This window comes from Pseudomonas sp. microsymbiont 2, assembly GCF_054788395.1.
Genome location: NZ_CM139112.1, coordinates 19,214 through 36,235, shown reverse-complemented (window position 1 = coordinate 36,235; position 17,022 = coordinate 19,214). Strand labels below are relative to the sequence as shown.

Below are 17,022 nucleotides of genomic sequence, written 5' to 3'. Positions count from 1 at the left end.
CCCGCTCCCACAGAGGCGGTGCGCTTCAGCGCAGCGCGTAATCCAGCACCACTGCGATAAAGATCAGCAGCCCCGCCCAATGGTTGTGCAGGAACGCCTTGAAGCACGACTCGCGGTCGAGCTTGCGCGTCGACCAGAACTCCCAGGCAAAGCACGCCGCCGCCGCCAGCAGCCCCAGGTGGAACCAGCCGCCCAGGTCGAAGCGATTGCCCGCCAGCAGCAGGCAGCCCAGCGACAGCAGCTGCAAGGTCAGGATGATCACCCGGTCGGCTTCGCCGAACAGGATGGCGGTGGATTTCACGCCGATCTTCAGGTCGTCGTCGCGGTCGACCATGGCGTAGTAGGTGTCGTAGCCCACCGTCCATAGCAGGTTGGCGATGTACAGCAGCCAGGCGCTGGCCGGCAGTTCGCCGCCTGCGGCGGTGAAGGCCATCGGGATGCCCCACGAGTACGCCGCGCCCAGCACCACCTGCGGGTAGTAGGTGTAGCGCTTCATGAACGGATAGCAGAACGCCAGGGCCACGGCGCCGAACGACAGCCACACGGTTGTCGCGTTGGTGCACAGCACCAGCAGGAAGCTCGCCCCGACCAGCACGGCGAACAGCATGAGCGCCTCGCGCGGTTTCACCCGGCCGCTGGCCAGCGGCCGGTCGGCGGTGCGCTTGACGTGGCCGTCCACCTTGCGGTCGGCGAAGTCGTTGATGCAGCAGCCGGCGGCGCGCATCAGCACCACGCCCAGGCCGAAGATCAGCACATTGGCCAGGGTCGGCGAGCCGTTGCCGGCGATCCACACTGCGGTCAGCGTTGGCCACAGCAGCAGGTAGATGCCGATCGGGCGGTCCATGCGGCTCAGCTGGATGAAGTCCCAGGCCCTTGGATGCAGGCGGTTGAGCGACTTGAGCAGATTCAGGTACATCAGCGGTGTTCCTCCTTGGCCGCGTGCCACAGGGCGGGCAGGAACACCTCGGCCACCAGCAGGTCGAGGCCGTCGCGCGCGAAGCGCGAGCGGCGTCCCCACAGCCCGGCGCTGGCGACCTCGGCGGGCAGCCAGCCCTGTGGATAACTGCACACTTCGATTGGGTGACGGACGAACGCCTGGTCACAGAACAGCAGCTCGCCCAGCGAGCGGCTGCCCAGGGTCTCCAGGTCCAGCCCGCCGCGTTCCAGCGCGGTGCGGCTGGCCACGCTGCGGGCGAACACCCACGGTTGGCCATGGCCGCGCAGGTAGACCTCGCGCACCCAGCCCTGCGCGCCGGGAGCAAGGCTCAAGGTGGCGCATTCGTCGTCGCGCAGGGGCTGCCAGCCCTCGAACAGAGGGGTGACGCTGAAGTGATCGTGGGAGAGACGGGTCAGGCGACGGGTCAGGGAGCCTTCGTCGAACAACCAGTCCAGGGTCGGCTGGTCGAGCGTGGTCGCCAGCTGTGGATACGCCAGCCACGCGACAGCGGCTGCTTGCGGGGTTTCGTAAGGCACGTGGGTATGCTTGATACAGGCCAGAGAGGCCGCGAGCTTAGCATGTTTGCCCCGAGCGCTTGCATACTGCTGGCAGGGCCAGTACAAAGCCCCCACGAATTGCGCGGTGGCCCCTTCGCGGGTAAGCCCGCTCCCACAGGTACAGCGCAGCCCTCAGGTTGTCTGCGGTCCTTGTGGGAGCGGGTTTACCCGCGAAGAGGCCATCAGCAGCAACAAGAAGCCTGAGCCTGTACCGAGGAAATGACCTGATGAAGAAGTGGCAATGTATTGTCTGCGGCCTGATCTACGACGAAGCCGAAGGCTGGCCGGACGACGGCATCGCCCCCGGCACCCGCTGGGAAGACGTACCGGAAGACTGGCTGTGCCCCGACTGTGGCGTGGGCAAGAGCGACTTCGAAATGATCGCCATCGGCTGATCCCCCTGAACTGAACAAGGAAGCACGACATGACGTCCCCCGTGGTGATCATCGGTACCGGCCTGGCCGGTTACAACCTGGCGCGAGAATTTCGCAAGCTCGACGGCGACACACCGCTGTTGCTGATCACCGCCGACGACGGTCGTTCCTATTCCAAGCCCATGCTTTCCACAGGTTTCGCCAAGCAGAAGGACGCCGACGGCCTGTGCATGGCCGAGCCGGGCGCCATGGCCGAGCAGCTCAAGGCCGAAATCCGCACCCACACCCGCATCAGCGGTATCGATCCGGGGCACAAGCGCCTGTGGATTGGCGAGGAAGCCGTCGAGTACCGCGACCTGGTGCTGGCCTGGGGCGCGCAGACCGTGCAGGTGCCGGTCGAGGGCGATGCCAGCGATAGGGTCTTCCCGATCAACGACCTCGAGGACTATGCACGCTTCCGTGCTGCCGCCGCTGGCAGGCAGCGGGTGCTGATCCTCGGCGCCGGACTGATCGGCTGCGAGTTCGCCAACGACCTTACCCTCGGTGGCCTGCAGTGCGAGGTCGTCGCCCCGTGCGAGCAGGTGATGCCGACCTTGCTGCATCCGGCCGCCGCCGCCGCTGTGCAGGCGGGCCTGGAAGGGCTGGGCGTGCGCTTTCACCTCGGTCCGGTGCTGACCCGCCTGCTGCGGGCCGGGGAGGCGCTCGAGGCGCACCTGTCCGATGGCAGCGTGATTCCCTGCGACCTCGTGGTGTCGGCCATCGGCTTGCGTCCGCGTACCGACCTGGCTGCGGCGGCGGGCTTGCAGGTCAATCGTGGCGTCGTGGTGGACCGCCAGTTGCGTACTTCTCACGCCAACATCCATGCCCTGGGCGACTGCGCCGAAGTCGATGGTATCAATCTGCTGTATGTCATGCCGCTGATGGCCTGTGCCCGTGCCTTGGCCCAGACCCTGACCGGCAAGCCGACGGCGGTGGCCTACGGCCCGATGCCGATCACCGTGAAGACCCCGGCTTGCCCACTGGTGGTGTCCCCGGTGCCACCCGGTCATGAGGGCACCTGGGTGGTGGAGGGTGGCGGCGCTGACCTGAAAGTGCTCTGCCATGGCGCTGATGGCCAGCTGCTGGGTTACGCCCTGACCGGTGGCGCGGTCATGGAAAAACTGGCGCTGAATCGGCAGTTGCCGCCCTTGATGGCGTAAATAGCGCGCGTTCTGTCGGATTTATCCTGTTCTTGCCGCGACAATGGCCGCCCAGATACTGGCGCGGCCCCGGTCGGCGTGCCATCCTCACTGGCGTCTACCGCAGCCTAGAGCCTGCGGTGCCTTGAACGCTGCTCCACTCGGCAGCACGGCATAACAACAAGAAATCCCGTCAAAGAGGCTTCACTATGCGTAAACCAGAACTCGCCGCCGTCATCGCCGAAAAGGCCGATCTGACCAAGGAAAAGGCCAACCAGGTCCTCAACGCGATTCTCGACAGCATCACCGGCGCGCTCAACAAGGACACCGTTACCCTGGTCGGTTTCGGCACCTTCGAAAAACGCCACCGTGGCGCCCGCACCGGCAAGAACCCGCAGACTGGCCAGCCGGTGAAGATCAAAGCCAGCAATACCGTCGCCTTCAAGCCAGGCAAGAACCTGCGCGACAGCGTCAACACCCCGGCCAAACCCACCAAGAAAAAGTGATCGACAGCTCACCGCGACGGGCGCCTTGAGGGCGCCCGTTGTGTTTGTGTTGAGAAAAAGCGGCGAACTTGCATAAAAAGGGCGATAAGCGGATAAACTGCGCGACTCAGTCACTTTTCACTCGAGGCGCGTTGATGAAGTTTCGCTTTCTTCTCTGGGCCATGGGCCTGCTGATGGCCAAGGCCAGCCGCAACAGCCCGGCGTTCCAGCAGCAGCTGCAGGACAAGGACCTGGTCTTCCAGATGCAGACACTCGATGGCAAGGTCGCCCGGCACTTCATCGTCAAGGACCTGCGCATCAGCAGCAAGGGCGGCCTGCACCCGCAGCCGGCCTTCGCCATCGCCTTCAAGGACGCCGCCTACGGCTTCGCCACGCTGCAGGCCGGCAACAAGCAGCTGGCGTTCATGCAGGGGATTCAGGAGAAGAACATCCAGATCAAGGGCAATCCGGCGCTGGTGATCTGGTTCCAGGGCTTGATGAAGTACCTGAAGCCGAAGAAAAAGGGTTGATATACAACACGGAACAAAGCACCTGTGGGAGCGGGTTTACCCGCGAATAGGGCGGCGGATTCACCACGGTATTCGCGGGTAAACCCGCCCCCACAGGGCAGAGGTCCGGCTACATCAATGCGGCGTGTGGAACTGCGACGCCAGCTCGCGTAGCAGGGCCTCGGCCTCCAGCACCTTGTTCACCACCTCTTCGGCCTTGTCCCGGGTCAGCCCCAGGCGATCGAGCAGGGCCTCGGGAATCTCGTCCTGTGGCCCCGAGCCTATGCCCCGCGAGCGCAGCAGGCGAATCGCCAGGCAGACCAGGTTCGGGAAGGCTGCATACTCGCCGTCGTACGCCGGATCGTGCTGGAAACGCAGGGCCGTGGACAGTTCATCGGGCATGTCCCACAGCTTCATCAGCCAGGCACCGATCTGTTCGCGGCTGATCCCCAGCAGGTGCTGTTCCACATAGCTGTGGCACAGGTGCGGGTTGACCTCCAGATGGCGGCAGATCAGCGAGAAATGCGGCGGGAAGACGTGGGCCAGCAGCAGGTAGCCGAAGTTGTGCAGCAGGCCGGCCAGGTAGGTCAGGCCCGCTTCCGGGCGCTCGGCGCGCGGCATGGCGCGGGTCAGGCCCTCGATCACTGCGGCGGTGTAGATCGACTGCTGCCAGTAAGGGGTGGCTTGCTGCGGGTGGTCCTTGGGCAGGCTCAGGGTCTTGCCCAGAGCCAGACCGAGGGCCAGGTTGATCACCAGGTCGAAGCCCAGCACACGGACGATGGCGTCCTCCACCGAGCGAATCTTGCCGGGCGAGGCGTAGTACGGGGAGGCAGCCCAGCTGACCACCTGCGCGGCCAGGGCCGGGTCGGTCTCCACCACGCCGGTGATGTCGTCGATGCTGGCGTTGGGATCGACCCGCAGCTTGATGATCTTCTGCGCGGTGTCGGCCAGTGGTGGGATCTCGATGGTCTCTTCGAGGCGCTTCTGGATGCGCCGGGCGGTGAACGCCTGCACCGCTTTGGTGATTTCGTGTGGGTCGTCACCCGGGCGGTCGAGGTTCGGCCGAATGTCCTTGACCTCCTGGCCGAAGCTGCTGGCGCTGGCCTTGGCGAGCATCTTCTTGAACGCGGTCCGGCCGATCTCCAGCAGCAGGCCCGCCTCGCCGGACTGGATCAGCACGACCTCGTTGTCGAGCAAGCTCTTTTCGTACTGGCACGGCGAACTGGTCAGGGCCGGGATGGCGGGCAGGGTCTTGAGGTGGTGCTTGTCGAGCATCTGCCTCAGGCGTGCCAGCGGCACGGCGGTGAGCTTGCGACCGGTCAGCTCTTCGAGGCGCTTGAGGTCCAGCAGCTGGCTCTGTGGAAACAGCACCATTAGCGCGCCGATCTCGTCGTCGAGCAGCACCGCCCGCACGATGGTGGCGGCAGGCAGGGCCGGATGTTCGGGCACTTCGCGATAGCTGACGCCGAGTTTGTCGAGCAACAGCCGGATGACAGACGGTGCGTGTGGGGTTGCGGTATCCAAGGCAACTTCAGTCATGGTCTGTATCCAAAAATTTCTCTAAACGCGAAGTATAACCAGCCTGACACTCAAGCTGGATCCATTATGGGACGGGCGTCACACCTGGCCATATTGCTGGCCGTGGCGCAGCCAGCGGTCGAGCAACGGGCTGACGTGATCGGGCCAGCGTGCCAGCAGGGCCTGGGCGGCGTCGCGCACGGCCGGCAGCAGGTCGGCGTCACGCATCAGGTCGGCGACCTTGAACTGTAGCAGGCCAGTCTGGCGGGTCCCGAGCATCTCGCCGGGGCCACGCAACTCCAGGTCCTTCTCTGCTATGACGAATCCGTCGTTGGTTTCCCGCATGATGCCCAGGCGTTCGCGGCCGATCTGTGACAGCGGCGGGTGGTAGAGCAGCACGCAGTGGCTCGCCGCGCTGCCCCGGCCGACCCGGCCACGCAGCTGGTGCAGCTGGGCCAGGCCCAGGCGCTCGGGGTTCTCGATGATCATCAGGCTGGCGTTGGGCACGTCCACGCCGACTTCGATCACCGTGGTTGCGACTAGCAACTGCAGGTCGCCGGCCTTGAATTCGGCCATCACCGCGGCCTTTTCGGCGGGCTTCATGCGCCCGTGGATCAGGCCTACACGCAACTCGCCCAAGGCACTGCCCAGCTCCTCGAAGGTGCTTTCGGCAGCCTGGCAGGTCAGCTCCTCGGACTCCTCGATCAGGGTGCAAACCCAATAGGCCTGGCGGCCTTCGGCACAGGCGGCGCGGACCCGCTCGACCACTTCGAAACGGCGGCTATCGGCGACCAGAACGGTGTTCACCGGGGTGCGCCCGGGTGGCAGCTCGTCGAGGATCGAGGTGTCCAGGTCGGCATAGGCGCTCATGGCCAGGGTGCGCGGGATCGGCGTGGCGGTCATGATCAGCTGGTGCGGGCACAGCTGGCCCATGACGCCCTTCTTGCGCAGGGCCAGGCGCTGCTGCACGCCGAAACGGTGTTGTTCGTCGATGATCGCCAGGGCCAGGTGCTTGAACTGCACCTCGTCCTGGAACAGCGCGTGGGTGCCTACCACCATGGGCGCGCCATTGGCGATCTGCTCCAGGGCGCTGGCGCGGGCCTTGCCCTTGAGCTTGCCGGCCAGCCAGGCGACTTCGATGCCCAGCGGTTCCAGCCAGCGCTTGAAGGTAATGAAATGCTGTTCGGCAAGGATCTCGGTGGGCGCCATCAGCGCCACCTGGTAGCCGGCTTCCAGTGCCTGCAGCGCCGCCAGGGCGGCGACCACCGTCTTGCCGGCGCCCACGTCGCCCTGCACCAGGCGCATCATCGGCTCGTGCTGGCTGAGATCGTAGGCAATTTCGTTGCCGACCCGCTGTTGGGCGCCGGTCGGGCTGAAGCCGAGGTTGGCCAGGTACTGCGCCGGCAAGCGCGTGGCCTTGGGCAGTACTGGCGCGCGCAGGGCACGTTGGCTTTCGCGCAGGCGCTGCTGCGACAACTGGTGGGTCAGGAGCTCTTCGAAGGCCAGGCGGTGCTGGGCCCAGTGATGGCCTTCGGCGAGCTCGTCGAGGTCGGCATCGGCCGGTGGGTTGTGCAGGTAGCGGATGGCGTCGCTCAGCGGCGCCAGCTGGTAGTCGCGGGCCAGTTCGTCGGGCAGCCAGTCGGGCAGGCTGCGCGGGCCGAGCAGGCCGAGGCTCTGCTGGCACAGCAGGCGCAGGCGCTGCTGGGTCAGGCCTTCAGTGGTCGGGTAGATCGGTGTCAGCGTCTGTTCGACCGGTGGCGGTGCTTCCTCGCCATTCAGCGCCCGGTATTCCGGGTGGTAGATCTCCAGCCCCGAGGCGCCGGGGCGGGCTTCACCATAGCAGCGCAGGTGGGTGCCACGCTTGAGGCCTTCCTTCTGCGCATTGCTGAAATGGTAGAAGCGCAGGCTCAGCGTGCCGCTGCCGTCACCCAGGCGCACCACCAGGCTGCGGCGCTTGCCCATGGTCACGTCGGCCCCGCTGACCACGCCCTCGATCACCGCGTCCTGGCCTGGCCGCAGCTGACCGATGGGCACCACGCGGGTGCGGTCCTGGTAGCGCAGCGGCAGGTGGAACAGCAGGTCCTGCAGGTTCTCCAGGCCGACCTTGGCGAGTTTTTCCGCCATGGCGTCGCCTACGCCCTTGAGCGTGGTGACCGGGACGTTCGACAGCTCGGTCATGGGTTCAGGCCGGTTGTTCCACCGGCGGCTTGGCCACCGAGCAGAGGCGAATCGAGTCGGCGAGGATCTCGATGGCCTTGGGCCGCGGGAAGCTGGCGCGCCAGGCGATGGCCACGGTGCGGAACGGTGCGGGCGCGGTCAGCGGACGGACTTCGATGACCCCTGGTGCGTAGTGGTGGCTGTGCACGGCCGACAGCGGCAGGATCGACACGCCCAGGCCGGAGGCGACCATGTGGCGGATGGTCTCCAGCGAGCTGGACTCGACCGTGGTGTGCTTGGAGCCTTCGCTGCCCTTGTTCAGGGTCGGGCACGCCTCGAGCACCTGGTCGCGGAAGCAGTGGCCTTCACCGAGCAGCAGCAGGCTCTTGTCGTTGAGCATGGCGGTGTCGATGGTGTCCTTGGCGGTCCACGGGTGGTCGGCCGGCATCAGCGCGCAGAACGGCTCGTCGTACAGCGGCAGGGTCAGCACGTCGGCCTCGTTGAACGGCAGGGCGATGATCACCGCGTCCAGCTCGCCGTTGCGCAGCTTCTCGCGCAGCACGTGGGTGAAGTTCTCTTCGATGTACAGCGGCATCTGCGGCGCCACGCGGTGCAGCTGCGGGATCAGGTGCGGGAACAGGTAGGGGCCGACGGTATAGATGGCGCCGACCTTGAGCGGGGCGGTCAGTTGGTTCTTGCCGGCCTGGGCCAGTTCGCGAATGCCCTGGGCCTGCTCCAGCACCTTCTGCGCCTGGGCGACGATGCTTTCACCGACCGGGGTCAGGCGCACCGCGCTCTTGCTGCGCTCGAAGATCAGCACGCCGAGTTCGTCCTCGAGCTTCTTGACGCCCACCGACAAGGTCGGCTGGCTGACATGGCAACGCTCGGCGGCGTGGCCGAAGTGCTGCTCTTGCGCGAGGGTGACGATATAGCGAAGTTCGGTGAGGGTCATAACGTGCGTCCATGAAGTTGCGGCCCCAGCATAGCGGCTGCAATCGATAGACGCACGTTATCAGACTTGCCGTTTTGTGACAGAAACAAAAACGTCAGCGTCGGTCCAGCGAGTAGACGAACGGGGCGACGACCTCGATCGTGCCGTTGTTCAGCAACTCCGCCGGCGGCTTCGGTACCGTGCCGGCACGACGGATCATCTCCATCGTGGCGCGGTCCAGCGCCGCGCTGCCGGAACCACCGGCCAGCGAGTACGAGATCACCTTGCCTTCGGCGTCGACCACGAAGCGCAGGCGGTTGATGCCCTGCAGCCCGCGACGACGAGCGTCCTCAGGGTACTTCTTGTACTTGGCCAGGTGGCGCAGCAGGTCGCTCTGCCAGCTCGGCAGGGCATTGCTGTTGGACGCGATGCTCGGCTGTGGCGCCGCCGACTTCTGCGGTGGCGAGTTGCTGGGCGGCGTGTCCGCGACATCTTCCTTGGCCGGTGGCTCGTCCTTCGGCGGCTCAGGCTTCTTCTCGGGCTTGGGCGGCTGCGGCTTGGCCTTGGGCTTGGGCGGCTTGGCGATGGCGATCTTCGGCTTCGGTGCCTCCGCCAGCTTGGGCAGGGGCGGCTCCTCGACCGGTGCCGGTGGCTTGGGTGCGGCCTTTGGCGGTGGTGGCGGCGCGGGCTCGGGCAGCGGTGCCAGCTCGACCATCATCGCTGCCGGGGGCAGCTCGAGGGCCTGGGGCACCGACCAGTTGAGCGTCAGCAGCACGGCGACCGCGTGCACACCCAGCACGATCGCCAGGCTGCCACCGTAGCGCGCCATGTTTGAGCGCGTTTTCGTCATTTCTTGGCTGCCGTCTCGAGTCCGACCAGGCCGACCTTCAGGTAACCGGCGGCACGCATGGTGTTCATCACTTCCATCAGGTCGCCGTAGTCGACGCCCTTGTCAGCCTGGAAGAAGATGGTGGTTTCCTTGTCGCCCTTGGTCTTGGCGTCGAGCATCGTGCCAAGCTGGTCGGGCTGGGCCACTTGGTCATCGCCGACGTACAGCTTCTTGTCGGCCTTGACGCTGACGAACACCGGCTTCTCGGGCCTCGGCGCCGGCTTGGCGGTCGAGGCGGGCAGGTCGACCTTGATGTCGACCGTGGCCAGGGGGGCCGCGACCATGAAGATGATCAGCAGCACCAGCATCACGTCGATGAACGGCGTGACGTTGATTTCGTGGTTCTCGGCGAGGTCGTCGCCACCTTCGTTGAGATGCAGGCCCATGGCTTACCCCACTTTCACCATGTGCGGGGCGGCGCGCTCGCCACCCTGATGGTCCAGGTCACGGCTGACCAGCAGCAGCACCTGCGCGGAAGCGTCGGAGACCTGGGCCTTGTAGCCAGCGATGGAGCGGGCGAAGACGTTGTAGATGACCACTGCCGGAATCGCGGCGACCAGGCCCAGGGCGGTGGCCAGCAGGGCCTCGGCGATGCCCGGGGCGACCACGGCCAGGTTGGTGGTCTGGGTCTTGGCGATACCGATGAAGCTGTTCATGATGCCCCACACGGTACCGAACAGGCCGACGAACGGCGCGGTGGAACCGATGGTGGCCAGCACGCCGGTGCCGCTGCTCATGGTGCGGCCACTGGCGGCCACCAGGCGCTCCAGGCGGAAGCTGACGCGCTCCTTGATGCCTTCCTTCTCGCGGGCGTTGGCCGACAAGCGCATCTCCTCGAGGGCGTCGTGCACCAGGGTGTGGGCCAGGGTGCCTTCCTTGTTCGCCAGCTCGCTGGCTTCCTTCAGGCTTACGGAGCGCTTCAGGGCAGCGATTTCACCACGCAGGCGGCGCTTGGCGCCCATCAGCTCGAAGCCTTTGGCGATCCAGATGGTCCAGGTGATGATCGAGGCGATGACCAGGCCGATCATCACGGCCTTCACCACCACGTCGGCGTTCTTGTACATGCCCCATGGGGACAGGTCGTGGGCCATGCCCAGCGAGGTGTCTTCGACCAGCGGCTGCACGTTCTCGTCGACCGGCGCCTGGCCTTCGGCTGGCGCGCTTGCCTCGACCGGGGCCCCGATCGGCGCGGCTACCGGCGCCTGGCCTTCGCCAGTCGGCGCGGCTGGCGCGCTGGCGGCTGCAGGGGCCGCTGCGGCGGTGGTCGGCTCATCGGCCATGGCCGCCGGGGCCAGCACCAGGCTGAACATCAGCGCGGCGATGGCGCGCCAGGCGCGCGACGGGGTTGGCGAAGCGAAAGGTTGAGTACGTGTCATGCTGGCCGGACCTGATGAAGAGAAATGGGTTGAGTTCTCCAAGGCCTCGAAGCAGGCCGAGAACAGACAAGGCCGCCATTATTGCAAGTAATTCTTGTTAACAGAAGTAATGAGATTGGTTTTTTTAACCTTTGTCTAGCCGTTGATCGCGTAATCCGGCTAGCCTGCCCCTTTGGATTTGGAGTTTCGTGATGTCGGACATCAGCGCATTGATCGTAGGTTGTGGCGATGTGGGAGGGCGTCTGGCGCGTCAGTTGCTGGCCAAGGGCTGGCAGGTCGGTGGCCTTCGCCGTTCGGTGGATCAGCTTCCCCAGGGCGTTCAGCCGATCGCCGCCGATCTGTCCGAGCCGCAGATGCCGAGCGCCTGGCCTGGGCAGGGGCCTGATTACCTGGTGTATTGCGTGGCGGCCAGCCAGCACGATGAAGCCGGCTACCAGGCGGCCTACGTCGAAGGTTTGCGCCATGTGCTGGGATGGCTGGCGGCGAAAGGGCAGCGGCCGCGACGCCTGGTGTTCGTATCCAGCAGCAGTGTTCATGCGCAGCAGGACGGGGAGTGGATCGACGAAACGGCGGCCACCGAGCCCGAGGGCTATTCCGGCCGGGTGATGCTGGAGGCCGAGCGCCTGGCATTGCAGAGCGGGATCCCGGCCAGCATCGTGCGCCTGACCGGCATCTATGGTCCGGGGCGCGAGTGGCTGCTGAGCCAGGTGCGCCAGGGCTATCGCGTGGCCGAAGAGCCGCCGCTGTATGGCAACCGCATCCATGCCGAGGATGCCGCCAGCCTGCTCGCTCACCTGCTGCAGGCCGATGCCCGGGGCGTGGCGCTGGATGACTGCTATCTGGGCGTCGATGACGATCCGGCGCCGTTGGTCGAGGTGGTGGCCTGGTTGCGCGAGTACCTGGGGGTCACCCAGTGGTCGGACGAGCAGCGGGTGCGGCGTACCGGCAGCAAGCGCTGTAGCAATGCGCGGGCACGGGCGTTGGGGTGGGTGCCGCAGTACCCGAGCTATAAAGAGGGGTATGCGGCCATTCTCGAGGGAAAAATCTAACCTTCAAGGCTTGATGCGCCCCTTGTAGGAGCGGCCTTGTGTCGCGAAAGGGCCGCAAAGCGGCCCCGGCAACTTCTGCCTCGACGCTGAGATCCTGGGGCTGCTTCGCAGCCCTTTCGCGACACAAGGCCGCTCCTACAGGGGTCGTGTGCGTGCTTCAGTCTTTCTCCAGCACCCACTGCCGCGCGCCGGCGGCCAGTTCCGGCATTTCATCCGGCTTGGCCCGGTTCACAGCCTGGAAGATTTCCAGCGTGTCGCCGTCACGCTTGAAGATCCACGGCGCGCCGCGCTGGTTGCGCTCCAGCCACAGGCTGTCGTTGCCCTCGCCCATGGTCGCGCAATCGCCGGCCAGGCACAGGGCGAAGCGGTCCGGCCCAGGCAGGCCGGTGATGTTGCCAGTGTCGCTGAAGCGCACGACGGCGCCCTTGCCCTGGCCTTCGACGATCTTCCAGTCGCCGCCCAGGTATTGCTGGTACAGCGCTTTCTCGAAGCTGCCTCCCAGCGGCGTGTTCTGGGGGCCTTCGCTGCGCACGAAGGTTTGCTGGTGACCGGACGGGGTGGTCGCCAGCAACTCATCGCCGTCGAGCTTGAGCTGTTCGACCAGGCCACCTTCGAAGCTGACCTGCCAGTCCTTCTCGTTGGCGCTCAGGCGCCCGTCGGCAGCCTCGAAGCCATTGCTGAAGCTGGCCTGCTGGTTCTTGACGTCGATCTTCCATTCGAACACCGGGCCCTTGGCGTCGAGGGCCTGGCGCAGGCTGGTGCCTTTGACGGCGGCGTCGATGGCGGCCTGGTTGATCCAGGTGCCGTTGAAGTCTTCGGGTTTGTGGCTGGCGCAGCCGCCCAGGAGCAGGGCTGCCAGCGCGAGAGGCAATGCGTGGCGCATGGTGGGGACCTTGGGGCAGGAGAGGGTGGTGACGGGCGTGGCGCCCGTCACCGGGGGCATCACTCGAGGACCAGGATGGCGTCCATTTCGACCTGGGCGCCCTTCGGCAGCGCGGCCACGCCGATGGCGGCGCGGGCCGGGTAAGGCTGCTCGAAGTAGCGGCCCATGATCTCGTTGACCTTGGCGAAGTGGCTCAGGTCGGTGAGGAAGATGTTCAGCTTGACGATGTCCTTGAACGAACCGCCAGCGGCTTCAGCGACCGACTTCAGGTTCTCGAACACCTGGACGGTCTGGGCTTCGAAGCCCTCGACCAGTTCCATGGTCTTCGGGTCGAGCGGGATCTGGCCCGACATGTATACGGTGTTGCCAGCCTTGATCGCTTGCGAGTAGGTGCCGATGGCGGCAGGGGCCTTGTCGCTGGTGATGACGGTCTTGCTCATGATGACTCCTTGCGGTTGGCGGACTACGCACGCGTCCGGGTGATGCGGACCACGCCGGTCAAGGTGCGCAGTTTCTTGATCACGCGGGCCAGGTGCACGCGGTCGCGCACGCTGACCACCAGTTGGACCACGCTGATACGGCCGTCGCGTTCGTCCATGCTGATTTTTTCGATGTTGCCGTCGGCGGCATTGACGCTGCTCGCCAAAAGGGCGATCAGGCCGCGCTGGTGCTCCAGTTCGACGCGCAGTTCGACGTTGAACTCGCCGGTGATGTCCTTGGCCCAGGAGAGTTGCAGGCACTTCTCGGGGTTATGCCGGATTTCGCTGATGTTGCGGCAGTCTTCCAGGTGCACGACCATGCCCTTGCCTGCCGACAGGTGGCCGACGATCGGATCGCCTGGGATCGGGGTGCAGCACTTGGCATAGCTGAGCACCAGGCCTTCGGTGCCGCGGATCGCCAGCGGGCCTTCCGGCGCCGGCAGCTGTTCGCCTTCGGCGGACAGCAGGCGTCGGGCGACCACGTAGGCCATGCGATTGCCCAGGCCGATGTCTTCGAGCAGGTCTTCGACCAGCTCCAGGCGGTACTCGGCAAGAATCGACTGGATGCGCTCCTGGGGGATCTTCTCCAGGCTGCTGTCGAAGCCGGTCAGCACCTTGTTCAGCAGGCGTTCGCCAAGGCTGATGGACTCGGAGCGGCGTTGCTGCTTGAGGGCGTGGCGAATGTGCGTGCGTGCCTTGCCGGTGACCACGAAGTTGAGCCAGGCCGGGTTGGGGCGCGCGCCCGGGGCGCTGACGATCTCGACGGTGGAGCCGCTCTGCAGTGGCTCGGACAGCGGCGCCAGGCGGCGGTTGATGCGGCAGGCGATGCAGCTGTTGCCGACATCGGTGTGCACCGCATAGGCGAAGTCGACGGCGGTGGAGCCCTTGGGCAGCTCCATGATCCGGCCTTTGGGGGTGAAGACGTAGACCTCGTCCGGGAACAGGTCGATCTTCACGCTCTCGATGAATTCCAGCGAGTTGCCGGCACGCTGCTGCAGTTCGAGGATACCCTTGACCCACTGGCGGGCGCGGGCGTGGCTGCCCTTGGGCTGCTCTTGCTCGTTGGACTTGTACAGCCAGTGCGCGGCGATGCCGTTGTTGGCCATCTCTTCCATCTCGCGGGTGCGGATCTGGATCTCGATGGGCACGCCGTGCATGCCGAACAGCGTGGTGTGCAACGACTGGTAGCCGTTGGCCTTGGGGATCGCGATGTAGTCCTTGAACCGCCCCGGCAGTGGCTTGTACAGGTTGTGCACGGCGCCGAGCACGCGGTAGCAGGTGTCGACCTTGTCGACGATGATGCGGAAGGCGTACACGTCCATGATCTCGGTGAAGGCGCGGCGCTTGCCGCGCATCTTCTTGTAGATGCCATAGAGGTGTTTCTGCCGGCCACTGACCTCGCCCTCGATACCGTCGGCGGCCAGGCAGTTGGCCAGCGAGGTTTCGATCTTGGCGACGATTTCCTTGCGGTTGCCGCGCGCGGCCTTCACCGCTCGGTGGATCAGCGACGAGCGCATCGGGTGCATGGCCTTGAAGCCGAGGTCCTCGAACTCCACGCGCACGGTGTGCATGCCCAGGCGGTTGGCGATGGGCGCGTAGATCTCGAGGGTTTCCTTGGCGATGCGCCGGCGCTTTTCGCCGGACAGCACTTCGAGGGTGCGCATGTTGTGCAGGCGGTCGGCCAGCTTGACCAGGATCACGCGGATGTCGCGGGCCATGGCCATGGCCATTTTCTGGAAGTTCTCGGCCTGCGCCTCGGCCTTGGTCTCGAAGTTCATCTGGGTCAGCTTGCTGACCCCGTCGACCAGCTCGGCGACGGTCTCGCCGAACTGCTGGCTCAAGGCTTCCTTGGCGATGCCGGTGTCTTCGATCACGTCGTGCAGCATGGCCGCCATCAGGCTCTGATGGTCCATGTGCATGTCGGCGAGGATGCTGGCGACCGCCAGCGGATGGGTCACGTAGGGCTCGCCGCTGCGGCGGCGCTGGCCATCGTGGGCCTGCTCGGCGTAGAAGTAGGCCCGGCGAACCAGGTTGACCTGTTCGGGGCCCAGATAGGTCGACAGCCGTTCGGCGAGGGCTTCTATACCCGGCATGGTTTCACCTCTTGCGGAAGAAGAGGGCCTTGCGCCGCACGGTGTCGACTGGGCATCAATCAGACGGCCTCGTTGTTCTCGTCCTCGAACGCGGCGAATACCGGATCCTCGGTGACGATCTCTTCGGCGGCGATGAACTCTGGAGTGACGATGCCTTCGGCGATTTCACGCAGGGCGACGACGGTCGGCTTGTCGTTTTCCCACGCAACGCGTGGTTCCTTGCCGCCGGTAGCCAGCTGGCGGGCGCGCTTGGTCGAGAGCATGACCAGCTCGAAGCGGTTATCCACGTGTTCCAGGCAGTCTTCAACAGTTACGCGGGCCATGGTCTTCCTCAGTAGCAAATGCGGTAGGCGTGCGCCCAGAATGGGCAGGCGGACTCGATAGTTTAAAAAATCACCAGCCAATAGGGAAGGGCTGTTTTGTCGGATGCCCTTGCGCCGGCGCTGTTCGAGTCGTTTTCGCGGGCCCTGTGGGAGCGGGCTTGCCCGCGAACAGGTTCACACCAAGCCTGTGTCGGACGATAACGGTTCTTGTTATGCGAAAACAACCGCCCTTGACGCGTTAACGCAACATTGCGTCGCGCAGGCGCGGAGTCAGCTCCTCGAACAGCGTCTGCACCGAGCGCAGGGCGCGGCAGTCGGGCCGCGTCAGCAGCCACAGCTGGGTATCGCAGCCGGGCAGCGGGCCGCTCAGCGCCTCCACGCCGGGAAGGTCGTGGACCATGTAGTCGGGCAGCGCCGCCACGCCCAGGCCGGTGGTCACCAGTTGGGCGATGGTCGACATGCCGCTGCACTGGTAGCGCGGAATCAGTCCTGGATGATGCTGGTTGCGCCAGACCACGGTGGCGTGGTCCTGCATGGAGTCGTCGGGGGCGATCCATGGCACGCTGGTGGCGGATTCCTGCAAGCGCTCGCGCAAAGCCGGTTGGCCGCAGACCACGTACGAGGTCGAACCCAGGCAACGCCCCACCAGGTGCTCCGGCGGCGTGTTGGTCAGACGCAGGGCGATATCGGCATCGCGGCGGCTGAGGTTGGCGAAGGTGTTGGACGTGCCCATCTCCAGCGACAGCGCCGGGTAGTTGGCCATGAACTCGGCCAGGGCCGGCAGCAGCAGGCTGTGCAGCACCGCCTCGGTGCAGGTCAGTCGCACGGTGCCGCTGACCACCTGCTCGCCGCTGGTCAGGGCGATGCGCGCCGCATCCAGCGCCTGTTCGGCGCGCTCGGCCTGCTCGGCCAGGGCCTGGGCGGTGTCGGTGGGCAGGTAGCCCTTGCGGCTTTTGACGAACAGCGCGGTGCCCAGCGCCGACTCCAGCCGGCGGATCGAACGGAAGACCGTGGAAACGTCGACCTTGAGCAGTTCGGCGGCCTTGGCCAGGGAGCGGCCGCGCTCCAGTGCCAGGACCAGGGCGAGGTCCGCATGGTTGATCTGATATTGCATCGATGCACGCTCTGCTTGCCGAAATGCCAATGTCTGTTGCGTTGGGGCCATTTTATAGTGAAACGGCCCCCGGGAATCAATGCAGCCGGTCGGCAACCAGCCCCCAACGATGGGCCAGTGAAAAGAACAACAGCAGCACCATCGTCGCCTTGCGAGGCGTCATCCGCCGT

At 65.6% G+C, this 17,022-nt stretch carries 18 protein-coding genes; 5 read left to right on the top strand and 13 right to left on the bottom strand.

Going from position 1 to position 17,022, the window contains the following annotated elements:
• Positions 1 to 25: 25 nt before the first annotated feature.
• Both ubiA and ACYUME_RS00185 read right to left on the bottom strand, forming a co-directional pair.
• A complete protein-coding gene (gene ubiA / locus ACYUME_RS00190) occupies positions 26 to 916 on the bottom strand; it encodes a 4-hydroxybenzoate octaprenyltransferase (RefSeq protein ID WP_460417645.1) in 891 nt (296 codons plus the stop codon).
• Positions 916 to 1,473, bottom strand: coding sequence for a chorismate--pyruvate lyase family protein (locus ACYUME_RS00185; RefSeq protein ID WP_460417644.1), 558 nt, complete (start codon positions 1,471 to 1,473; stop codon positions 916 to 918). The genes ubiA and ACYUME_RS00185 overlap by 1 nt, the downstream gene beginning before the upstream one ends.
• Positions 1,474 to 1,721: 248 nt before the next feature.
• On the opposite strand from ACYUME_RS00185, the gene ACYUME_RS00180 reads away from it, so the two are divergent.
• The 4 genes from ACYUME_RS00180 (at position 1,722) to ACYUME_RS00165 (ending at position 4,061) form a co-directional block, all read left to right on the top strand.
• On the top strand, positions 1,722 to 1,889 hold the full coding sequence (locus ACYUME_RS00180) for a rubredoxin (RefSeq protein WP_011536423.1): 168 nt from the start codon (positions 1,722 to 1,724) through the stop codon (positions 1,887 to 1,889).
• A 29-nt stretch (positions 1,890 to 1,918) separates the two neighbouring features.
• A complete protein-coding gene (locus tag ACYUME_RS00175; RefSeq protein WP_279888521.1) occupies positions 1,919 to 3,067 on the top strand; it encodes an NAD(P)/FAD-dependent oxidoreductase in 1,149 nt (382 codons plus the stop codon).
• A gap of 188 nt (positions 3,068 to 3,255) precedes the next feature.
• Positions 3,256 to 3,552, top strand: coding sequence for an HU family DNA-binding protein (locus ACYUME_RS00170; protein ID WP_460417641.1), 297 nt, complete (start codon positions 3,256 to 3,258; stop codon positions 3,550 to 3,552).
• Positions 3,553 to 3,686: 134 nt separating this feature from the next.
• Entirely contained in the window at positions 3,687 to 4,061 is a 375-nt protein-coding gene (locus ACYUME_RS00165; protein ID WP_279888519.1) for a helicase, read from the top strand.
• A gap of 114 nt (positions 4,062 to 4,175) precedes the next feature.
• Here the strand turns inward: ACYUME_RS00165 and ACYUME_RS00160 are convergent, their stop codons facing one another.
• The 6 genes from ACYUME_RS00160 to exbB all read right to left on the bottom strand — a co-directional run bounded on the left by ACYUME_RS00160 (position 4,176) and on the right by exbB (position 10,911).
• Complete coding sequence (locus ACYUME_RS00160) at positions 4,176 to 5,579, bottom strand: aminoacyl-tRNA deacylase and HDOD domain-containing protein (protein ID WP_279888518.1); 1,404 nt, start codon at positions 5,577 to 5,579, stop codon at positions 4,176 to 4,178.
• 78 nt (positions 5,580 to 5,657) lie between these two features.
• Positions 5,658 to 7,736 (bottom strand): ATP-dependent DNA helicase RecG, encoded by a 2,079-nt coding sequence (gene recG / locus ACYUME_RS00155; protein ID WP_279888517.1) that lies wholly within the window; start codon positions 7,734 to 7,736, stop codon positions 5,658 to 5,660.
• A gap of 4 nt (positions 7,737 to 7,740) precedes the next feature.
• Positions 7,741 to 8,667, bottom strand: a complete 927-nt coding sequence (locus ACYUME_RS00150; RefSeq protein ID WP_279808996.1) for a hydrogen peroxide-inducible genes activator — start codon at positions 8,665 to 8,667, stop codon at positions 7,741 to 7,743.
• Between the two features lie 94 nt (positions 8,668 to 8,761).
• A complete protein-coding gene (locus ACYUME_RS00145; protein ID WP_279888516.1) occupies positions 8,762 to 9,496 on the bottom strand; it encodes an energy transducer TonB in 735 nt (244 codons plus the stop codon).
• On the bottom strand, positions 9,493 to 9,921 hold the full coding sequence (gene exbD / locus ACYUME_RS00140; protein ID WP_186653025.1) for a TonB system transport protein ExbD: 429 nt from the start codon (positions 9,919 to 9,921) through the stop codon (positions 9,493 to 9,495). The genes ACYUME_RS00145 and exbD overlap by 4 nt, the downstream gene beginning before the upstream one ends.
• Before the next feature lie 3 nt (positions 9,922 to 9,924).
• A complete protein-coding gene (gene exbB, locus ACYUME_RS00135) occupies positions 9,925 to 10,911 on the bottom strand; it encodes a tonB-system energizer ExbB (RefSeq protein WP_460417638.1) in 987 nt (328 codons plus the stop codon).
• Between the two features lie 191 nt (positions 10,912 to 11,102).
• On the opposite strand from exbB, the gene ACYUME_RS00130 reads away from it, so the two are divergent.
• Complete coding sequence (locus tag ACYUME_RS00130) at positions 11,103 to 11,960, top strand: SDR family oxidoreductase (RefSeq protein ID WP_460417636.1); 858 nt, start codon at positions 11,103 to 11,105, stop codon at positions 11,958 to 11,960.
• A gap of 157 nt (positions 11,961 to 12,117) precedes the next feature.
• Here the strand turns inward: ACYUME_RS00130 and ACYUME_RS00125 are convergent, their stop codons facing one another.
• From ACYUME_RS00125 to ACYUME_RS00105, 5 genes are all read right to left on the bottom strand, one after another.
• On the bottom strand, positions 12,118 to 12,843 hold the full coding sequence (locus ACYUME_RS00125; protein WP_460419458.1) for a hypothetical protein: 726 nt from the start codon (positions 12,841 to 12,843) through the stop codon (positions 12,118 to 12,120).
• Between the two features lie 59 nt (positions 12,844 to 12,902).
• A complete protein-coding gene (locus ACYUME_RS00120; RefSeq protein WP_028689951.1) occupies positions 12,903 to 13,283 on the bottom strand; it encodes a RidA family protein in 381 nt (126 codons plus the stop codon).
• 23 nt (positions 13,284 to 13,306) lie between these two features.
• Positions 13,307 to 15,415, bottom strand: coding sequence for a bifunctional GTP diphosphokinase/guanosine-3',5'-bis pyrophosphate 3'-pyrophosphohydrolase (gene spoT, locus ACYUME_RS00115; protein ID WP_279884878.1), 2,109 nt, complete (start codon positions 15,413 to 15,415; stop codon positions 13,307 to 13,309).
• Between the two features lie 59 nt (positions 15,416 to 15,474).
• Positions 15,475 to 15,738, bottom strand: coding sequence for a DNA-directed RNA polymerase subunit omega (gene rpoZ, locus ACYUME_RS00110; protein ID WP_008091595.1), 264 nt, complete (start codon positions 15,736 to 15,738; stop codon positions 15,475 to 15,477).
• Positions 15,739 to 15,976: 238 nt separating this feature from the next.
• Positions 15,977 to 16,852, bottom strand: coding sequence for a LysR family transcriptional regulator (locus tag ACYUME_RS00105; RefSeq protein WP_279884880.1), 876 nt, complete (start codon positions 16,850 to 16,852; stop codon positions 15,977 to 15,979).
• Positions 16,853 to 17,022 lie beyond the last annotated feature (170 nt).